The following is a 15,889-nucleotide window of genomic DNA, read 5'->3' on the forward strand; positions in this document are numbered from 1 at the left end:
CGCCAGCACGCCCGCCAGCCATTTCATGCCGGATCGAGTGCGAGCCGGCTGCCGGGCTTGATCGCGGGGATCGCCGCCAGTTCCGGCGGCAGCGCGTCGGCTTCGTAGCTCGGCACGTCGAGCCGGATCAGCGGATAGAAGGGCACGCCCAGATCGACCGTCCCGTTGGAGCGATCGACCAGCGCCGCCGCCGCGATCACCACGCCGCCCGCCGCCTCGACCGCCTTGATCGCCTCGCGCGAACTGAGCCCGGTCGTCACGACGTCCTCCATCAGCAGCACCGTCTGCCCCTTGGGCAGGCGAAAGCCGCGGCGCAGCTCGAACGTGCCCTGCGGACGCTCGACGAACATCGCATCCAGCCCCAGCGCGCGGCCCATCTCGTGCCCGGCGATCACCCCGCCCATCGCGGGGGAGACGACCGCGCCGAGCCGGATCTTCACCTTGTCCGGCAGCCGCAGCGCCAGTTCCCCGGCAAGGCGGGCGGCACGGGCCGGGTTCATCAGCACGCGCGCGCATTGCAGATAACGCGGGCTGCGAAGGCCGGAGGAGAGGATGAAATGCCCTTCGAGCAGGGCCTCGGCGGCGCGGAACTCGGCCAGTACCTCGTCGTCGGTCACGCCTGTTTCCCCCGTATCTATGGAAGCCGCCAGATAGTCGCGGAAGCAGTCGCCGACAACCGGCTGAAATTCATGTCTTCAGGGTGCTTGAGGCGAAGGGGGGTCGCGCCTATAAGCCCGGTCGAATTGGATGGGCCCGGTCGGTATCAGGCAGTGCCGCTGACGGCGCTTACGGGGGTAAGATGAAGACGCTGAAAACGATCATGATGGCCCTGTCGCTGGCCGCCGCGCCGGCGGCAGTGCTGGCGCAGGCGGCAGCGCCGGCCCCGGTGCCGGCGGTGACGACGCCCGAGGCGGCGACGACGCCGGTCTCGCCGACCGCCGCCGCGACTCCGGGGGCCACCTCGGCCACGCCCGATGCGAAGGAAGTGGCCAAGGCCAACACCGCGCCGGCCTATGCCAAGATCGCGCCGTCCGCCGATATCGGTCAGCCGATCGAAGGCGGCTTCAAGATCCAGCCGCAGGTCACTTCGGTGGGCGAGGACGCGCAGTGGTTCCACAACGTGGTGCTGATGCCGATTATCACCGTGATCTGCATCTTCGTGCTGGTCCTGCTGATCTACGTGGCGTTCCGTTACCGCGCCGCGCGCAACCCGATCCCGTCGAAGACCTCGCACAACACGCTGATCGAGATCGTGTGGACGCTGGCGCCGGTGCTGATCCTGCTGGTGATCGCGGTTCCCTCGATCCAGCTGCTCGCCAAGCAATATGCCCCGCCCAAGGCGGACCTCACCGTCAAGGTGATCGGCAACCAGTGGTACTGGACCTACCAGTATCCGGACAACGGCGACTTCGAGCTCGTCTCGAACATGCTGAAGGAAGGCGTGCGCAAGCCCGAGGACGGCCCGCGCCTGCTCGCGGTGGATGAGCGGATGGTCGTGCCGGTCGGCGCGGTCGTGAAGCTGATCGTCACCTCGAACGACGTGATCCACTCGTTCGCGGTGCCGGCCTTCTGGACCAAAATGGATGCCGTGCCCGGCCGCCTGAACGAAACCGGGTTCAAGGCGGACCGCCCCGGCGTCTATTACGGCCAGTGTTCGGAGTTGTGCGGCGCCCGCCACGGCTTCATGCCGATCGCGGTCGACGTCGTCTCGCGTGAGCAGTTCGCCGCATGGGTCGCCTCCAAGGGCGGCACGATGCCGGGGGCGGCGCCCGTCGCCAATCCGGATGCGACGACGCCCGCCTCGCCGGCCACCGCCGGCCCGGCCGCGCCCGCAGCGCCCGGCCTCGCGGCACCGGCTCCCGCCATTCCCGCCACCGGCGCCGCGCCGGCCACCACCTCGCAAGCAGCGACCGCGAACCAGGGTTCACAGCCATGACCGACACGACCGCTTCGGCCAGCCATTTCCAGGCCGACCATGCGCATGACCATCAGCACGAGGCCGATCACAAGCCGGCGTTCTTCGCGCGCTGGTTCATGTCCACCAACCACAAGGACATCGGCACCCTCTACCTGATCTTCGCGATCATCGCGGGCATCATCGGTGGCGCGATCTCGGGTCTCATGCGTGCCGAACTGGCCGAGCCGGGCATCCAGTATCTGGAGGCCTGGTCCGGCCAGACCGGCGATGCGTCGCTGCATTTCTGGAACGTGCTCATCACCGCGCACGGCCTCATCATGGTGTTCTTCATGGTGATGCCGGCGATGATCGGCGGGTTCGGCAACTGGTTCGTGCCGATCATGATCGGCGCGCCGGACATGGCCTTCCCGCGGATGAACAACATCAGCTTCTGGCTGATCGTGCCGGCGTTCGCATTGCTGCTCGGTTCCGCCTTCGCCGGCGGCGCCGGCACGGGCTGGACGGTATATGCACCGCTCTCCACCTATGGCGAGCCGGGGCCGTCGGTCGACATGGCGATCCTCGCGCTGCACCTTGCCGGCGCCTCGTCGATCCTCGGGGCGATCAACTTCATCACCACCATCTTCAACATGCGCGCGCCGGGCATGACGCTGCACAAGATGCCGCTGTTCGCCTGGTCGGTGCTCATCACCGCCTTCCTGCTCCTTCTCGCGCTGCCGGTGCTCGCCGCCGCCATCACGATGCTGCTGACCGACCGTAACTTCGGCACTACCTTCTTCGATCCGTCGGGTGGCGGCGATCCGATCCTGTACCAGCATCTGTTCTGGTTCTTCGGTCACCCCGAAGTGTACATCATGATCCTGCCGGGCTTCGGCATCGTCAGCCACATCATCTCGACCTTCTCGAAGAAGCCGATCTTCGGCTACCTCGGCATGGCCTACGCCATGGTCGCGATCGGCGTGGTCGGGTTCATCGTGTGGGCGCACCACATGTTCACCACCGGCCTCGACGTGAACACCAAGATGTACTTCACCGCCGCCACGATGGTGATCGCGGTGCCGACCGGCATCAAGATCTTCTCGTGGATCGCGACGATGTGGGGCGGCTCGCTCAGCTTCAAGACGCCGATGATGTGGGCGATCGGCTTCATCTTCATGTTCACCGTGGGCGGCGTGACCGGCGTGGTGCTCGCCAACGGTGGTGTCGATAATTACATGCACGACACCTATTATGTGGTCGCGCATTTCCACTACGTGCTGTCGCTCGGCGCGGTGTTCTCGCTGTTCGCCGGCTTCTATTACTGGTTCGCCAAGATGTGGGGCCGCCAGTACAACGAGGTGCTCGGCCAGATCCATTTCTGGGCGTTCTTCGTCGGCGTGAACGTGCTGTTCTTCCCGATGCACTTCCTCGGCCTCGACGGCATGCCGCGCCGTATCCCGGATTATCCGGATGCGTTCCGCGAGTATAACCACCTCGCCACGATCGGTTACATGATCATGGCGGCCAGCATGGTGGTGTTCTTCGTCAACGTCTTCTGGTCGCTGTTCGCGGGCAAGAAGGTGGGCAACAGCCCGTGGGGCGATGGCGCCACGACGCTGGAGTGGACGCTGTCCAGCCCGCCGCCGTTCCACCAGTTCGAGACGCTGCCGCGCATCGACTGAACCCCGCCGCCCGGTGACGGGCAGCGGACGAAAGAAGGGTCCGGATGTCGCGATCGGCGGCATCCGGACCGCATCATGCAGGGGCCACCGCGTGGCCGGGTTGGGTAAGGGCCGATGACGACAGCCAGCTATTTGACGACGCAGGCACCGGCGGCCGACACCCGCCTGCCGGCGGAGTGGCGCGACTTTCTCGCGCTGACCAAGCCGCGCGTGATGACGCTGGTGGTGTTCACCGGCCTGTGCGGCCTGCTCGCCGCGCCGGTGGCGATCCATCCGGTGATCGCCTTCACCGCCATCCTTTGCATCGCGCTGGGCGCAGGGGCGGCCGCGACGCTGAACCAGTGGTACGAATCCGATATCGACGCGCTGATGGTGCGCACCGCGCAGCGTCCGCTGCCGGCGGGGCGGATGGACCGTCAGTCCGCACTGCACTTCGGCGTGGGGCTGGGGGTGTTCTCCGTCCTGCTCATGGGGCTGGCGGTGAACGTGCTGTCGGCCGTGATCCTGACGGCCTCGATCCTGTTCTACGTGGTGATCTACACCGTCTGGCTGAAGCGCCGGACACCGCAGAACATCGTGATCGGCGGCGCGGCCGGCGCCTTCCCCGCGCTGATCGGCTGGGCTGCTGCCACCGGGCGGGTCGAGACGTTGCCCGTGTTGTTGTTCGCGCTCGTGTTTCTCTGGACGCCGCCGCACTTCTGGGCGCTGGCGCTGTTCATGAAGGCCGACTACGCCGCTGCCGGCGTGCCGATGATGCCGGTGGTCGCAGGCCGTCGCGCGACCCGTACGCAGGTGTTTCTCTACAGCCTGCCGATGGCGGCCGTGGCGATGGCGCCTTACGCGATGGGGCTGGCAGGGGCGCTGTACGGCGCGGTCACCGGCGCGCTGACGCTCCTGTTCGTCGCGCTCGCCGCGCGCGTGGGGTTCAGCCGTGAGGAGGATCAGGCGGCGATGAAGCCCGAGCGGCAACTGTTCGGCTTCTCGATCCTGTACCTGTTCGTCGTATTCGGCGCGCTGGTCGCCGACCGCTGGTTGCTCGCATGAGCCTGCCGCCGCTCGATCCGCAGGACGAGATCCGCCGTCGCCAGAAAAGCCGCGCCGTGGTGATGGCGCTGATCCTCGGTGCCCTCGTCATCCTGTTCTACGCCATCTCGATTGCGAAGATGACCTGATGTCGGCGCTGGCGCAGAAGAACCGGCGAGTCGGCCTGATCGCGCTGCTGGTGGCGCTGGCGATGGTCGGGCTGGGCTACGCCTCGGTGCCGATCTACCGCATGTTCTGCCAGGCCACCGGCTTCGGCGGGACGACGCAGAAGGCGCTCGGCGCGGAAGCGCCCGGAGCAGTCGGCAAGATCATCAACGTGCGGTTCGATGCGAACGTCGCGCCGGCGCTGCCGTGGGAATTCACGCCCGAGCAGCGGGTCGAGCGGGTGGCGGTCGGCGCACGGGAAATGGCCTTCTTCAACGCCAAGAACGTCGGCGACCACACCATCACCGGCACCGCCACGTTCAACGTGACCCCGGAACAGTCGGGCAAATATTTCACCAAGATCCAGTGCTTCTGCTTCACCAACCAGACGCTGAAGCCGGGCGAATCGATTCGCATGCCGGTGGTGTTCTACGTCGATCCGAAGCTGATCGACGACCCCGACGCGAACGACATCAGCGAAATCACCCTCAGCTACACCTTCTTCCCGGTGGATTCGGCGAAGTCCGGCGGCTAAGGGTTCGTCAAACAGGCATATCAGGGGCACGGGAAAATGGCCGGCGCAAAGAACCACGATTATCATATCCTGCCACCCAGCCCGTGGCCGTTCGTCGGCTCGATGTCGGCGCTGGTCATGGCATCCGGCGGGATCATGTGGATGCACTCGGTCGCGTTCGGCGGCTTCGTGTTTTTCGCCGGGCTGATCGGCGTGCTCGGCACGATGTTCGGCTGGTGGTCGGACGTGATCCGCGAGGCCAATCACGGTGATCATACGCCGGTGGTGTCGCTGCATCTGCGCTACGGCATGATCCTGTTCATCGCCTCGGAGGTGATGTTCTTCGTCGGCTGGTTCTGGGCGTTCTTCGATTTCTCGCTGTTCCCCTCCACGGTGGACGCGGTGGGCGGCACCTGGCCCCCCAAGGGCATCGAGGTGATCGATCCGTTCGCCTTCCCGCTGCTCAACACCATGATCCTGCTGTGCTCGGGCACCACCGTCACCTGGGCGCACCACGCGATCCTGCATGGCGACCGCGAAGGCTTCAAGAAGGGCCTGTGGGCGACGATCGGCCTCGGCGTGCTGTTCTCGTGCATCCAGGCCTACGAGTATGTCCACGCGCCCTTCGCCTTCAAGGGGCTGAACTACGGTGCGTCCTTCTTCATGGCGACCGGCTTCCACGGCTTCCACGTGTTGATCGGCACAATCTTCCTCGCCGTCTGCCTCGTGCGGGCGTACAAGGGGGACTTCACGCCGAAGCAGCATTTCGGCTTCGAGGCGGCCGCCTGGTACTGGCACTTCGTCGACGTGGTGTGGCTGTTCCTGTTCATCACCATCTATGTCTGGGGTGGATGGGGCGCGCCGATCCACGGCGGTTGAGCCGGGTCGATCCAATCAACGGGGCGCGGCGGCATCATGCTGCCGCGCCCTTTTTCGTGAGGTGACGGAAACGCCATGGCCGAACCGACACCCGTTGAACCGCCGCCTTGGGCCTGCGGGACCAAGGGGCTGTGCCCCCGCTGCGGCGCGCCCGGCCTGTTCGCCGGCGTCGCTCGCTTCGCGCCCGTCTGCGCCGCCTGCGGGCTGGATTTCGCCAGCTTCAACGTGGGGGACGGGCCGGCGGCGTTTCTCACGCTGATCCTCGGCACGATCGTCACGGTGATGGCGATCACGCTGGAGCTGACGGTCCAGCCGCCGTTCTGGGTGCACATCCTCCTGTGGCTGCCGATCACGATCGGCGCGGTGGTCGGGTCGCTGCGGGTGGCCAAGGGCATGCTGCTCGCCGCGGAGTATCGCAACGCGGCGCGCGAAGGCCGCATCGACGAACGCCCGTGAGCCGGCGGATCCCCTTCTGGCCGACGCTGATCGTCGGGCTGGCGTGCGTGGCGATGATGGCGCTCGGCGTATGGCAGATCCGTCGCGCCGAGTGGAAGGAGGCGCTGCTGGCGCGCTATGCCGGGGCGGCGGGCCTGCCACCGATCGGCTTCCCCGCCGTGCCGCCGACCGACGGCAGCCTGTTGTTCCGCCGCGCCTCCGGCATGTGCCTGGAGGCGACGAACTGGAGCGCGCGGGCGGGGAGCAGCCGAACGGGGGCATCGGGCTGGCGCCACCTCGCGCTGTGCCGCACCGGGGCGGAAGGGCCGGGGATGCTGGTCGATCTCGGCTGGTCGAACGGCTTCGACGCGCCGGCCGGCTACAAAGGCGGGCGCGTGTCGGGAGTGATAGATTCGGATCGCGACCATATCCTCCTGCTGGTGGCCGATACGCCCGCGCCGGGGTTGCAGCCGAGCGCGCTGCCCTCGCCCGAGAACATCCCGAACAACCATCGCGCCTATGCGGTGCAATGGTTCCTGTTCGCGGGCGTCGCGGCGGTGATCTACGCCATCGCGTTGCGCGTCCGCCGTCGTCGTCCGCCCGCGCCGCCGGCCGCCTGACAGCGGAACAGGTTGCCGCGCGGGGCCGGCGCGTATAAGGGCCGCCGGTCATGCGGTATATCAGCACCCGGGGGAATGCCCCCGTCCTCGATTTCGAGAACGTCACCCTCGCCGGCCTCGCGGCCGACGGCGGCCTCTATCTGCCCGAGCGTTGGCCGACCCTGAGCCGCGACGAGATCGCGAGCCTTGCCGGCCTGTCCTATGTCGATACCGCGGTGGCGGTGATGGCGCCGTTCGTGGGTGACAGCCTGTCGCGCGAGGAGCTTCGCGCGCTGTGCGCCGAGGCCTATGGCCGGTTCGACCACGCCGCCGTCACGCCGCTGGTCCAGCTCGACGGGCGCAACTGGCTGCTGGAGCTGTTCCACGGGCCCACGCTGGCGTTCAAGGACGTGGCGCTGCAATTGCTCGGCCTGCTGTTCGAGCGGTTCCTGCGCAACCGCGACACGCACCTCACGGTAGTGGGGGCCACCTCGGGCGATACCGGATCGGCGGCGATCGACGCGCTGGCGGGGCGGGCGAAGGTGGACATCTTCATGCTCCATCCGCAGGGCCGTGTCTCCGACGTGCAGCGTCGGCAGATGACGACGGTGCTGGCTCCCAACGTCCACAACATCGCGATCGACGGCAGCTTCGACGACGCGCAGGCGCTGGTGAAGGCGATGTTCGCCGACCGCGATTTCGCGGGCAAGTTCAGCCTGTCGGCGGTCAATTCGATCAACTGGGCGCGGCTGATGGCGCAGGTCGTCTATTATTTCTACGCCGCCGTGCGTCTGGGCGCACCCGATCGCCCCGTCGCGTTCTCCGTGCCGACGGGCAACTTCGGCGACGTGTTCGCGGGCTATGTCGCGCAGCGCATGGGGTTGCCGATCGCCCGGCTGATCGTGGCGACCAACGTGAACGACATCCTCCACCGGGCGCTGTCTGCCGGCGATTATTCGGTCGGCGGCGTCACCCCCACGGCCGCGCCCTCGATGGACATTCAGGTCAGCTCCAACTTCGAGCGGTTGCTGTTCGACCTGCACGGGCGCGACGGCGCGGCGCTGGCGGCGGCGATGCAGGGGTTCGAGACGAGCCGGTCGATGAGCCTTGCGCCCGCCATGCGCGAGGAGGCGGGCGGCTTGTTCACCAGTGCGCGGATCGATCCGGATGCGATGTCGCTGGCGATGCGCTCCGCCTCGGAAACGGCGTGCATGCTGATCGATCCGCACACCGCGATCGGCCTGGCCGCCGCCAAGGCGACCGATCTGCCGGCCGACGTGCCCGTCGTCACGCTCGCCACCGCGCACCCCGCCAAGTTCCGCGACGCGGTGGAGCGGGCGACCGGCCAGCGCCCGCTGCTGCCCAAGCGCCTCGGCGGCCTGTTCGAGCGGGAGGAGCGGTTCGCCCAGCTGCCCGCTGAGATCGGCCCGATCGAGGCCTATATCGCGGAGCGGGCGATCCCGACCGGATGACCGCGCGCGCTCACCGGCTGGCCAACGGCCTCACCGTGGCGATCGAGCCGATGGCCGGGGTCGAGACGCTGGCGGTCGGCCTGTACGCCGACGTGGGCGCGCGCAGCGAGCCGGCGGGGCTGTCCGGCCTTGCCCACATGGTCGAGCACATGCTGTTCAAGGGTGCCGGCAGCCGTGACGCCAAGGCCATCGCCGAGGATATCGAGGATGCGGGCGGATCGCTGAACGCATGGACCGCGCGCGACCACACCGTGTTCCACGCGCGCCTGCTGGCGGGTGATCTGTCGCTGGGCGTGGAGATGATCGCCGATCTGGTCCGCAGCCCGCATCTCGACGCCGACGAGCTCGAGCGTGAGAAGGGCGTCGTGCTCGCCGAGCTGGGCGAGGCGCGCGATACCCCCGACGATATCATCTTCGATCACCTGCAAGCCGCCGCCTTCCCCGATCAGCCGCTCGGCCTGCCGGTGCTGGGCGACGAGGCGAGCATCGCCGCGATCGACGTGGCCGCCCTGCGCGACTGGACGGCCACGCGCTATCGCCCGTCAGGCCTCGTGCTGGCAGCGGCAGGCAAGGTGGATGAGGACGCGCTGCTGCGGCTGGCCGAGGCGCGCTTCGGCGACATGGCCCCCGGCGTCACGCCGCCGCCGCCGCCGGGCCGCTTCACCGGCGGCACGCACCACGATCGCCGGCGGTTCGATCAGCTGCACGTGGCGCTCGCCCACCCCGGCCTCGGCCATGCCAATACCGATGTGTTCGCGCTGTCGCTGTATGCGGCGGCGGCGGGGGGCGGCATGTCGTCCCGCCTGTTCCAGCAGGTGCGCGAGGCGCGCGGCCTCGCCTACAGCATCTATGCGTGGACGCAGAGCTATGCCGAAACCGGGCTGCTCGGCGTCTATTGCGCCGCCGCCCGCCCGCAGGCCGCGCAGGCGCTGGCGCTGACCCGCGACATATTGGCGCAGACTGCCGAGACGCTGACCGAGGCCGAACTGGCGCGCGCCAAGGCGCAGGCCAAGGCCGGGCTGCTGATGGGGCTGGAGGGCGTCGGCGCGCGCTGCGACCATCTCGCCCGCCAGATCCAGATCCACGGCCGCATCGTGCCGCCTGCCGAAACGGTGACGGCGATCGAGGCGGTGAGCCTGTTTCAGGCGCGTGTCGCGGGCCAGGTGGCGCTGTCCGGCGGCGAGGCATTGGCGACCGTGGGCGGCAAGCTGGCGAAGGCGGCATGATGGACCTGATTACCCTCGTGGCCGAACCGTGGGCCGATTACGGGCTGATCGACTCGGGCCACGGCCGCAAGCTAGAACGCTACGGCCGCTTCTCGTTCATCCGGCCGGAGCCGCAGGCGATGTGGGCGCCGGCGCAGCCGCAGTGGCAAGCCGACGGGGATTTCATCGCCGCCTCGGATGATGACGGCGGCGGCAAGTGGCACCTCTCCCGCGATGTGCCGCGCGGCGGCTGGCACGTGCAGTGGGAGGAGTTGCGTTTCCTCGCGCAGAACACCCCCTTCCGCCACCTCGCCTTCTTCCCCGACATGGCGCCGCAGTGGGAGTGGATGCGCGAGCGGACCGGCGAGGGCGCCGAGGTCCTCAACCTGTTCGGCTACACCGGCGTCGGCAGCCTGGCGCTGGCGGCGAAGGGCGCGCGAGTCACGCATGTCGATGCCTCGAAGAAATCGGTCGAGGCGGGCAAGGCCAACGCCTTCCTCTCCGACATGGCCGACCGCCCGATCCGCTGGATGGTGGACGACGCGGTGAAGTTTGCCGCGCGCGAGGTGCGGCGCGAGCGGCGCTACGACGGCATCTTCCTCGATCCGCCCAAGTTCGGCCGCGGGCCGGAGGGCGAGGTATGGCGGCTGGAGGAGCATCTCCCCGGCCTCATCACCCACTGCCGCAATCTGCTCGACGCGGACTCGAAGTTCCTCGTGCTAACGGTGTACGCCGTCCGCATGTCCGCGCTGGCGATCGGCGAACTGTTGCGGCAGGCCACCGCCGATCTGGGCGGCCGGGTGGAAGTGGGCGAAATGGCGGTGCGCGAGGAAGCGCGCGGCCTGCTGCTGCCGACCGCTATTTTCGCGCGGTGGGTGCGGGACTAGAACGGCAGACGTTCGGCCGGTCGGGCCGGGTCGTGAGGTGCATCTCGTGTCGGAACCATCGGCATTCAGACAGGAGCAGCGGCGGGTTGCCTTGGCGATGGCCTGTGCGCTTACGGTGACCATCCTCGTGCTGGGGGCCGTCATGGCAATGGATCAGCCGGCGTCGGTGATGCCGATCGGCGACCGCCTCGAGTTTGCCCTCCGCGCCGATCTTTTCATCGCGATCTGGCTGGCGGCGGCGATCGCGAACGTCGCGCGCCTGCGATTCTTTTCCGAACGCGATATCGCGGGCAGCAGTGTCGCGGCGGGATCCGAGACGATCCGGATGGCGGGCGCGATCCTGCAGAATACGGTCGAGCAGGCCGTGCTGGCGCTTCTCGCCCATCTGATCGTGGCGGCGACCTTACCCGGATCGAACGCCCTGATCGTGGCGCTGGTTGGGCTTTTCGGGCTCGGCCGGCTGTTGTTCTGGGCAGGGTACCGGCATGGCGCGAGCGGGCGTGCGTTCGGCTTCGCGCTGACATTCTATCCCAGCGTGCTGGCCTTGCTGGCGTCGGCGGTAGCGATCGCGTTCGGGTGGGCGGCCTGACGGTCGGCCTGACGGTCGGACTTTGGGCCGTCGGGCCGACGCATCACGCCTCGAACGGGTTGGACACCATCAGATAGGCCAGCATCGCGTTCTTCGGGCTGGGGCGGAGCATGTTGGTGCCGTCGCGCGGCGGGGTGAGTGCCAGCATCGTGTCCGAAGGCGCCTGCGTGGCGGTGGAAGCGGGGAGGTCGACCAGTTTCACGTCCGACGGCGGCGTGTCGCTGAGCGCCGTGCTGGTCGGGCTGATCGAGGCGGCGAGGCTCGCCATCTGGATCGGCGCGGTCACGGCGTCGTCGCCCACCGGCGCGTCGATCTTGCGGCCCATCAGCGCGTAGAGATCGGCGAAGCTGCGGGCGGCACCGCTTTTGGTATAGAACAGGCCGTGGTTGGCAGCCGCCTCGCGCGGGAAGATCGAGGCGGCCGGCGCATCGGGGTTGGCCGCCGCCGCCTTGAGGAACTTTTTGGCCCCCGCCAGCCCGAGGAAGTGGCCGAAATAGAGGTCGGTCGCGTTCGTCTCGCGGCCCAGCGCCGATCGCAAGCCGGCGGCGTTGTCCTGTGCGTACTCGCCCGCCATCAGTGCGGAGGCGGTGGGGTCGCGGCGCAGCGCATCGATCGCCTTCTTCGCGTCGCCGTCGGGCACGGTGTAGCCGCCGCCCGGCCGACGCTGGATCGCATCCGCCGCCCAGCCATAGCCATGTTCGCTGCCGTGCTGTTTCAGCACGCCGAGCCAGCTCTGGTCGATGAACTGGTACAGGCCGGTGGCGGACGAGTTGCCGGCCTTGGCGTTGGGGTTCAGCCCGCTCTCGCTTTTCGCCTGATTGAGCAGGTAGCTGAAGCTCGCGCCCGTGCGCTGCGCGGCATCGGCGATCGCGAGGCGGACCGACGCGCGATCCTCCCCCGTCCGTCCGCTGCTGATCCGCGAGCCCTGCACGCGCCCATTCCTTTCCGCGAGGTTTGGGCGAAACCATGAACGGTCCGGGTTAACAATTCGCTACCTCGGCCTCCGAGTCTGTTTGAAAACCCGTTGTAACGGATTTCTCGGCACCGGCCCGCTCCCCCACCCGGCCACCCATGGAATATTCTGATCGGGTGGCCGGGTGGGGGAGCGGGCCGGTGCCGCCTCGAAACTTGCTCTTTCGCAAGTTTCCAAATGGGCTCTATCGCCCGATCCGTTTCGCCAGCCAGCGGGCGGCATCGTCGGGCGTCACCTTGGCGGTATCGCGATCTACCATGTAGTTGGCCTCGCGCATCGCCGACACCGGGATCGCGCCGACCAGCGGTTGCAGCGCGGCGCGGAAGCGGGCGTCGTTCGCACGCGCGGGGCTGACGAGCAGCAGCGCATCGTAGCTGGGCAGGGCACGGCGCGGATCGGCCAGCACGGTCAGCCGGTCGGCGGCGATGCGCCCATCCGACGAGAAGGCCGAGATCACGTCCGCCCGGCCCGAGCCGAGCGCGCGGTACATGAAGGTGGGGCTGTACGCGCGCGTATCGGCGAAGCGCAGCCCGTAGGCGTCGCGCACCGCCCGCCACTCCGGCCGGTCGAGGAATTCCAGATCGCCGGCCAGCCGCAGCGAGGGGGCGCGGGCGGTGAGGTCCGCGATCGAGGTGAGGCCGCTGGCGGGGCGCGCCACCAGCGCATAGGCGTTCTCGAAGCCGAGCGGGCCGATCAGCGCGGTGCCGGCCTCGCGCTTCATCCATTGCGCCACGCCTGCGATCATCGCCGCGCGCGGGGGAATGTCGCGGCGGGCCATCAGCGTGGTCCACAGCGTGCCCGAATAATCGACGTACACATCGACATCGCCGCCCGCGAGCGCACGATAGGCGACGGCCGACCCCAGCCCCTCCTTGTAGCGCACGCGGTAGCCCGCCGCCTCCAGCCGGTGGCCGATCAGGCGGGCGAGGGTATATTGCTCGGAAAAGGTCTTCGCGCCGATCGTCACCACCTGTTCGCGCGGGGCCACCAGCGGCCATGCGGCGGCGGCGAGGCCGAGCGCGATCACCATGAGTGGCGGCAGGATGAGCGCGCGGCGGCGGGTGGCGATGCCCTTCTCCACCAGCGCCAGCAACCCGTCCACCGCAAGCGCGAGTGCTGCGGCGCCGATGCAGCCGGCCAGCACCAGCGAGATCGCCTCGGTCTGCAGCCCGGCGAAGATGAGGTTGCCCAGACTCGGCTGGCCGACGGTGGTGGCCAGCGTCGCGGCGCCGATCGTCCACACCGCGGCCGTGCGGATACCGGCCATCGCGACGGGGGCGGCGAGCGGCGCCTCGACCAGCCGCAATTTCTGCCCCGGCGTCATGCCGATGCCGTCCGCCGCCTCGATCACCGCCGGGTCCAGCCCGCGCAGGCCGGTGATGGCGGTGCGCAGGATCGGCAGCAGCGCATAGAGCGTCAGCGCGAGCAGCGACGGCAGGAAGCCGAGTGCCGGAATGCCGCCGCCGACCAGCGCGGAAAGGCCGAGCAGCAGCGGATAGAACAGCGCCAGCAGCGCAAGGCCGGGGATCGTCTGCACGAGGCTGGCGAAGCCGAGCGCCACCTGCGCCAGCACCGGCCGCCGCGCCGCCGCCAGCGCCAGCGGCAGCCCGAGGACCAGCGCCAGCCCCAGCGCGGCGGCGGACAGCAACACGTGGGATGCGAGCAGGCCGGGCAACTGGCCCAGCGCAGCGAGATAGGGGGCGGGGATCATGCGGCGGCCAGCGCCTGCAACCGGGCGGACTGGCGGCGTGGCACGTCCACCAGCGCGGTCGCCTCCGGGCCGGCGGCACCCGACAGCATCTCGCCCGGTGTCGCATCGGCGACGAGGCGGCCGGCGGCCATCACCAGAATGCGGTCGGCCATCAGCAACGCCTCGGCCATGTCGTGCGTCACCATCAGCGTGGTCAGGCCCAGCCGGTCGTGCAGGCCGCGATACGTGTCGCACAGCCGATCGCGCGTCACCGGGTCGAGCGCGCCGAACGGCTCGTCCAGCAGCATCAGCCGCGCGCCGCCGGCCAGCGCCCGCGCCACGCCGACGCGCTGGCGCTGCCCGCCCGAAAGCGCGGCGGGCGGGCGCGTGGCATAGTCCGCCGGCAGGCCCACCTGATCGAGCAGCGCCGCCACGTCCACGTCCGCCGACCTGGCAGCCGCCTTGCCCGACAGGCGCGGCACCATCGCGATATTCTCCGCCACACTCATGTGCGGGAACAGGCCGACGTGCTGGAACACGTAGCCGATCCGCCGTCGCAGGCGCGGCGCCGGGCCGTCCGCCACATCGTCGCCGTCGATCGTCACTCGGCCGCCGTCCGGCACCTCAAGACGGTTGACCATCTTGAGCAGCGTGGACTTGCCCGAGCCGGACGCACCCACGAGGGCGACGAAGCTGCCGCCCGCGATCTGCGCCGACACGCCATCGACGGCGGGCGCGGCGACGCCGGGATAGGTGCGGGTCACATCCTCGAACGCGAGTGCCGGCCCGCTCATGCCGCCGCCTTCATGCCGCACCCGTTCATGTCGCGCCCGTTCATGCTGCGATCGTGTCGATCGCCTCGGCCATCACCACGTCGCGGGTGGAAAGGCCGCCGGCGTCGTGCGTGGTGAGGGTGATATCCACCCGGTTGTAGACGTTGGACCACTCGGGGTGATGATCCATCTTCTCGGCCAGCAGCGCCACGCGCGCCATGAAGGCGAACGCCTCGGAAAAGTCGGCGAAGGTCAGGCGACGGCTGATCGCGTCGCGCGCCTCGTCATAATCCCAGTCGGGCAGGGCATCGAGCGCGTCGGCGCGCTCCTCCTCGCTCAGAGGCTCGATCATCGGGTGCCTTTCCGTCGCTGGCATCGCAGGGCGGCTATGCCTACAGCAAGGCCGGCGCATGATGAAGGACGAATGGATGGCCGAAACCCTCGCCCCCGATGCCGACACGATCGAGCGGCTGGCACGCGCCGCGATGGCGCGGCTGCCCGGGGCGTTCCGCGCGCATCTGGGCGACATCGTGCTGCGCGTGGAGGAGTTCGCCGACGGGGCGGTGCTGGCCGAGATGGGGTTCGACGATCCGTTCGAACTGACCGGACTCTACACCGGGCGGCCGGTGGGTGAGAAATCGATGACCGACACGGGCGGGCTGCCCGACATGATCCACCTCTACCGTCGCCCGTTGCTGGACGAATGGGTGGAGACGGGGGTGACGCTGGAGGCGCTGGTGGCGCATGTGCTGATCCACGAGGTGGGTCACCACTTCGGCCTGTCCGACGCCGACATGCACGCGCTGGAAGACGCCGCCGCATGAGGTGCGCCGGATGAGCGTGGCACGGCTGGCGTTCGACCGGGTGGCATGTCTGCGCGGCGGGCGGCTGCTGTTCGATCGTGTGAGCTTCGCGCTCGGCCCCGGCGAGGCGGCGCTGGTGACGGGGCCGAACGGCGTGGGCAAATCGAGCCTGCTGCGGATCGCCGCCGGGCTGCTGCCGGCAGCGGCGGGGCGGGTGGAGACGGCGGGCGGCGTGGCGCTGGCCAACGACATGCACGCGCTGGACCGTGCCCTGCCGCTGCGCGCAGCGCTCGCCTTCTGGGC

General features: G+C 69.0%; 19 protein-coding genes. 14 read left to right on the forward strand and 5 right to left on the reverse strand.

The annotated features are described in order from the left end of the window. Nucleotides 1-23: 23 nt before the first annotated feature. On the reverse strand, nt 24-617 hold the full coding sequence (gene pyrE / locus FOY91_RS17150; protein ID WP_145154575.1) for an orotate phosphoribosyltransferase: 594 nt from the start codon (nt 615-617) through the stop codon (nt 24-26). A 182-nt stretch (nt 618-799) separates the two neighbouring features. On the opposite strand from pyrE, the gene coxB reads away from it, so the two are divergent. The 12 genes from coxB to FOY91_RS17205 all read left to right on the forward strand — a co-directional run bounded on the left by coxB (nt 800) and on the right by FOY91_RS17205 (nt 11,347). Next, entirely contained in the window at nt 800-1,936 is a 1,137-nt protein-coding gene (coxB, locus tag FOY91_RS17155; RefSeq protein WP_145154577.1) for a cytochrome c oxidase subunit II, read from the forward strand. Beyond that, nucleotides 1,933-3,579, forward strand: a complete 1,647-nt coding sequence (gene ctaD / locus FOY91_RS17160) for a cytochrome c oxidase subunit I (protein WP_145154579.1) — start codon at nt 1,933-1,935, stop codon at nt 3,577-3,579. Before coxB ends, ctaD begins: the two co-directional genes overlap by 4 nt. A gap of 114 nt (nt 3,580-3,693) precedes the next feature. Continuing rightward, nucleotides 3,694-4,623, forward strand: coding sequence for a heme o synthase (locus FOY91_RS17165; protein ID WP_145154581.1), 930 nt, complete (start codon nt 3,694-3,696; stop codon nt 4,621-4,623). Beyond that, nucleotides 4,620-4,751, forward strand: a complete 132-nt coding sequence (locus FOY91_RS22640; RefSeq protein ID WP_275266043.1) for a hypothetical protein — start codon at nt 4,620-4,622, stop codon at nt 4,749-4,751. The genes FOY91_RS17165 and FOY91_RS22640 overlap by 4 nt, the downstream gene beginning before the upstream one ends. Beyond that, the gene (locus FOY91_RS17170; protein ID WP_145154583.1) at nt 4,751-5,302 is read left to right on the forward strand and encodes a cytochrome c oxidase assembly protein; all 552 of its coding nucleotides are present in this window, start codon (nt 4,751-4,753) and stop codon (nt 5,300-5,302) included. Before FOY91_RS22640 ends, FOY91_RS17170 begins: the two co-directional genes overlap by 1 nt. 36 nt (nt 5,303-5,338) lie before the next feature. Next, on the forward strand, nt 5,339-6,160 hold the full coding sequence (locus FOY91_RS17175; RefSeq protein WP_145154585.1) for a cytochrome c oxidase subunit 3: 822 nt from the start codon (nt 5,339-5,341) through the stop codon (nt 6,158-6,160). Nucleotides 6,161-6,235: 75 nt separating this feature from the next. Further along, nucleotides 6,236-6,616 carry a DUF983 domain-containing protein gene (locus tag FOY91_RS17180; RefSeq protein ID WP_145154587.1) on the forward strand — a complete coding sequence of 127 codons (381 nt, stop codon included), beginning with the start codon at nt 6,236-6,238 and terminating at the stop codon, nt 6,614-6,616. Then, nucleotides 6,613-7,215: an SURF1 family protein gene (locus FOY91_RS17185; protein WP_238995765.1), complete on the forward strand. Its 603-nt coding sequence runs from the start codon at nt 6,613-6,615 to the stop codon at nt 7,213-7,215. The genes FOY91_RS17180 and FOY91_RS17185 overlap by 4 nt, the downstream gene beginning before the upstream one ends. Nucleotides 7,216-7,265: 50 nt before the next feature. Then, complete coding sequence (gene thrC / locus FOY91_RS17190) at nt 7,266-8,666, forward strand: threonine synthase (protein ID WP_145154589.1); 1,401 nt, start codon at nt 7,266-7,268, stop codon at nt 8,664-8,666. Further along, nucleotides 8,663-9,892: a M16 family metallopeptidase gene (locus FOY91_RS17195; RefSeq protein WP_145154590.1), complete on the forward strand. Its 1,230-nt coding sequence runs from the start codon at nt 8,663-8,665 to the stop codon at nt 9,890-9,892. Before thrC ends, FOY91_RS17195 begins: the two co-directional genes overlap by 4 nt. Next, complete coding sequence (locus FOY91_RS17200) at nt 9,892-10,758, forward strand: class I SAM-dependent methyltransferase (RefSeq protein WP_145154603.1); 867 nt, start codon at nt 9,892-9,894, stop codon at nt 10,756-10,758. The genes FOY91_RS17195 and FOY91_RS17200 overlap by 1 nt, the downstream gene beginning before the upstream one ends. A gap of 115 nt (nt 10,759-10,873) precedes the next feature. Beyond that, nucleotides 10,874-11,347 (forward strand): MAPEG family protein, encoded by a 474-nt coding sequence (locus FOY91_RS17205; RefSeq protein ID WP_238995766.1) that lies wholly within the window; start codon nt 10,874-10,876, stop codon nt 11,345-11,347. A 43-nt stretch (nt 11,348-11,390) separates the two neighbouring features. On the opposite strand, the gene FOY91_RS17210 is transcribed toward FOY91_RS17205, so the two are convergent. From FOY91_RS17210 to FOY91_RS17225, 4 genes are all read right to left on the reverse strand, one after another. Beyond that, entirely contained in the window at nt 11,391-12,278 is an 888-nt protein-coding gene (locus tag FOY91_RS17210; RefSeq protein WP_238995767.1) for a hypothetical protein, read from the reverse strand. Nucleotides 12,279-12,504: 226 nt separating this feature from the next. Then, on the reverse strand, nt 12,505-14,031 hold the full coding sequence (locus FOY91_RS17215; protein ID WP_145154592.1) for an ABC transporter permease/substrate-binding protein: 1,527 nt from the start codon (nt 14,029-14,031) through the stop codon (nt 12,505-12,507). Then, complete coding sequence (locus FOY91_RS17220; RefSeq protein ID WP_145154595.1) at nt 14,028-14,804, reverse strand: ATP-binding cassette domain-containing protein; 777 nt, start codon at nt 14,802-14,804, stop codon at nt 14,028-14,030. Before FOY91_RS17220 ends, FOY91_RS17215 begins: the two co-directional genes overlap by 4 nt. A 40-nt stretch (nt 14,805-14,844) precedes the next feature. Then, on the reverse strand, nt 14,845-15,159 hold the full coding sequence (locus FOY91_RS17225) for a 4a-hydroxytetrahydrobiopterin dehydratase (protein ID WP_275266044.1): 315 nt from the start codon (nt 15,157-15,159) through the stop codon (nt 14,845-14,847). Nucleotides 15,160-15,211: 52 nt separating this feature from the next. Between FOY91_RS17225 and FOY91_RS17230 the strand changes: the two genes are divergently transcribed. Both FOY91_RS17230 and FOY91_RS17235 read left to right on the forward strand, forming a co-directional pair. Continuing rightward, entirely contained in the window at nt 15,212-15,607 is a 396-nt protein-coding gene (locus tag FOY91_RS17230; RefSeq protein ID WP_145154609.1) for a metallopeptidase family protein, read from the forward strand. A gap of 10 nt (nt 15,608-15,617) precedes the next feature. Then, nucleotides 15,618-15,889: ATP-binding cassette domain-containing protein (locus FOY91_RS17235; RefSeq protein WP_145154599.1), on the forward strand; the 272-nt coding region annotated here is incomplete at its 3' end.

Source organism: Alterirhizorhabdus solaris, from assembly GCF_007785815.1.
GTDB classification, from domain to species: domain Bacteria; phylum Pseudomonadota; class Alphaproteobacteria; order Sphingomonadales; family Sphingomonadaceae; genus Alterirhizorhabdus; species Alterirhizorhabdus solaris.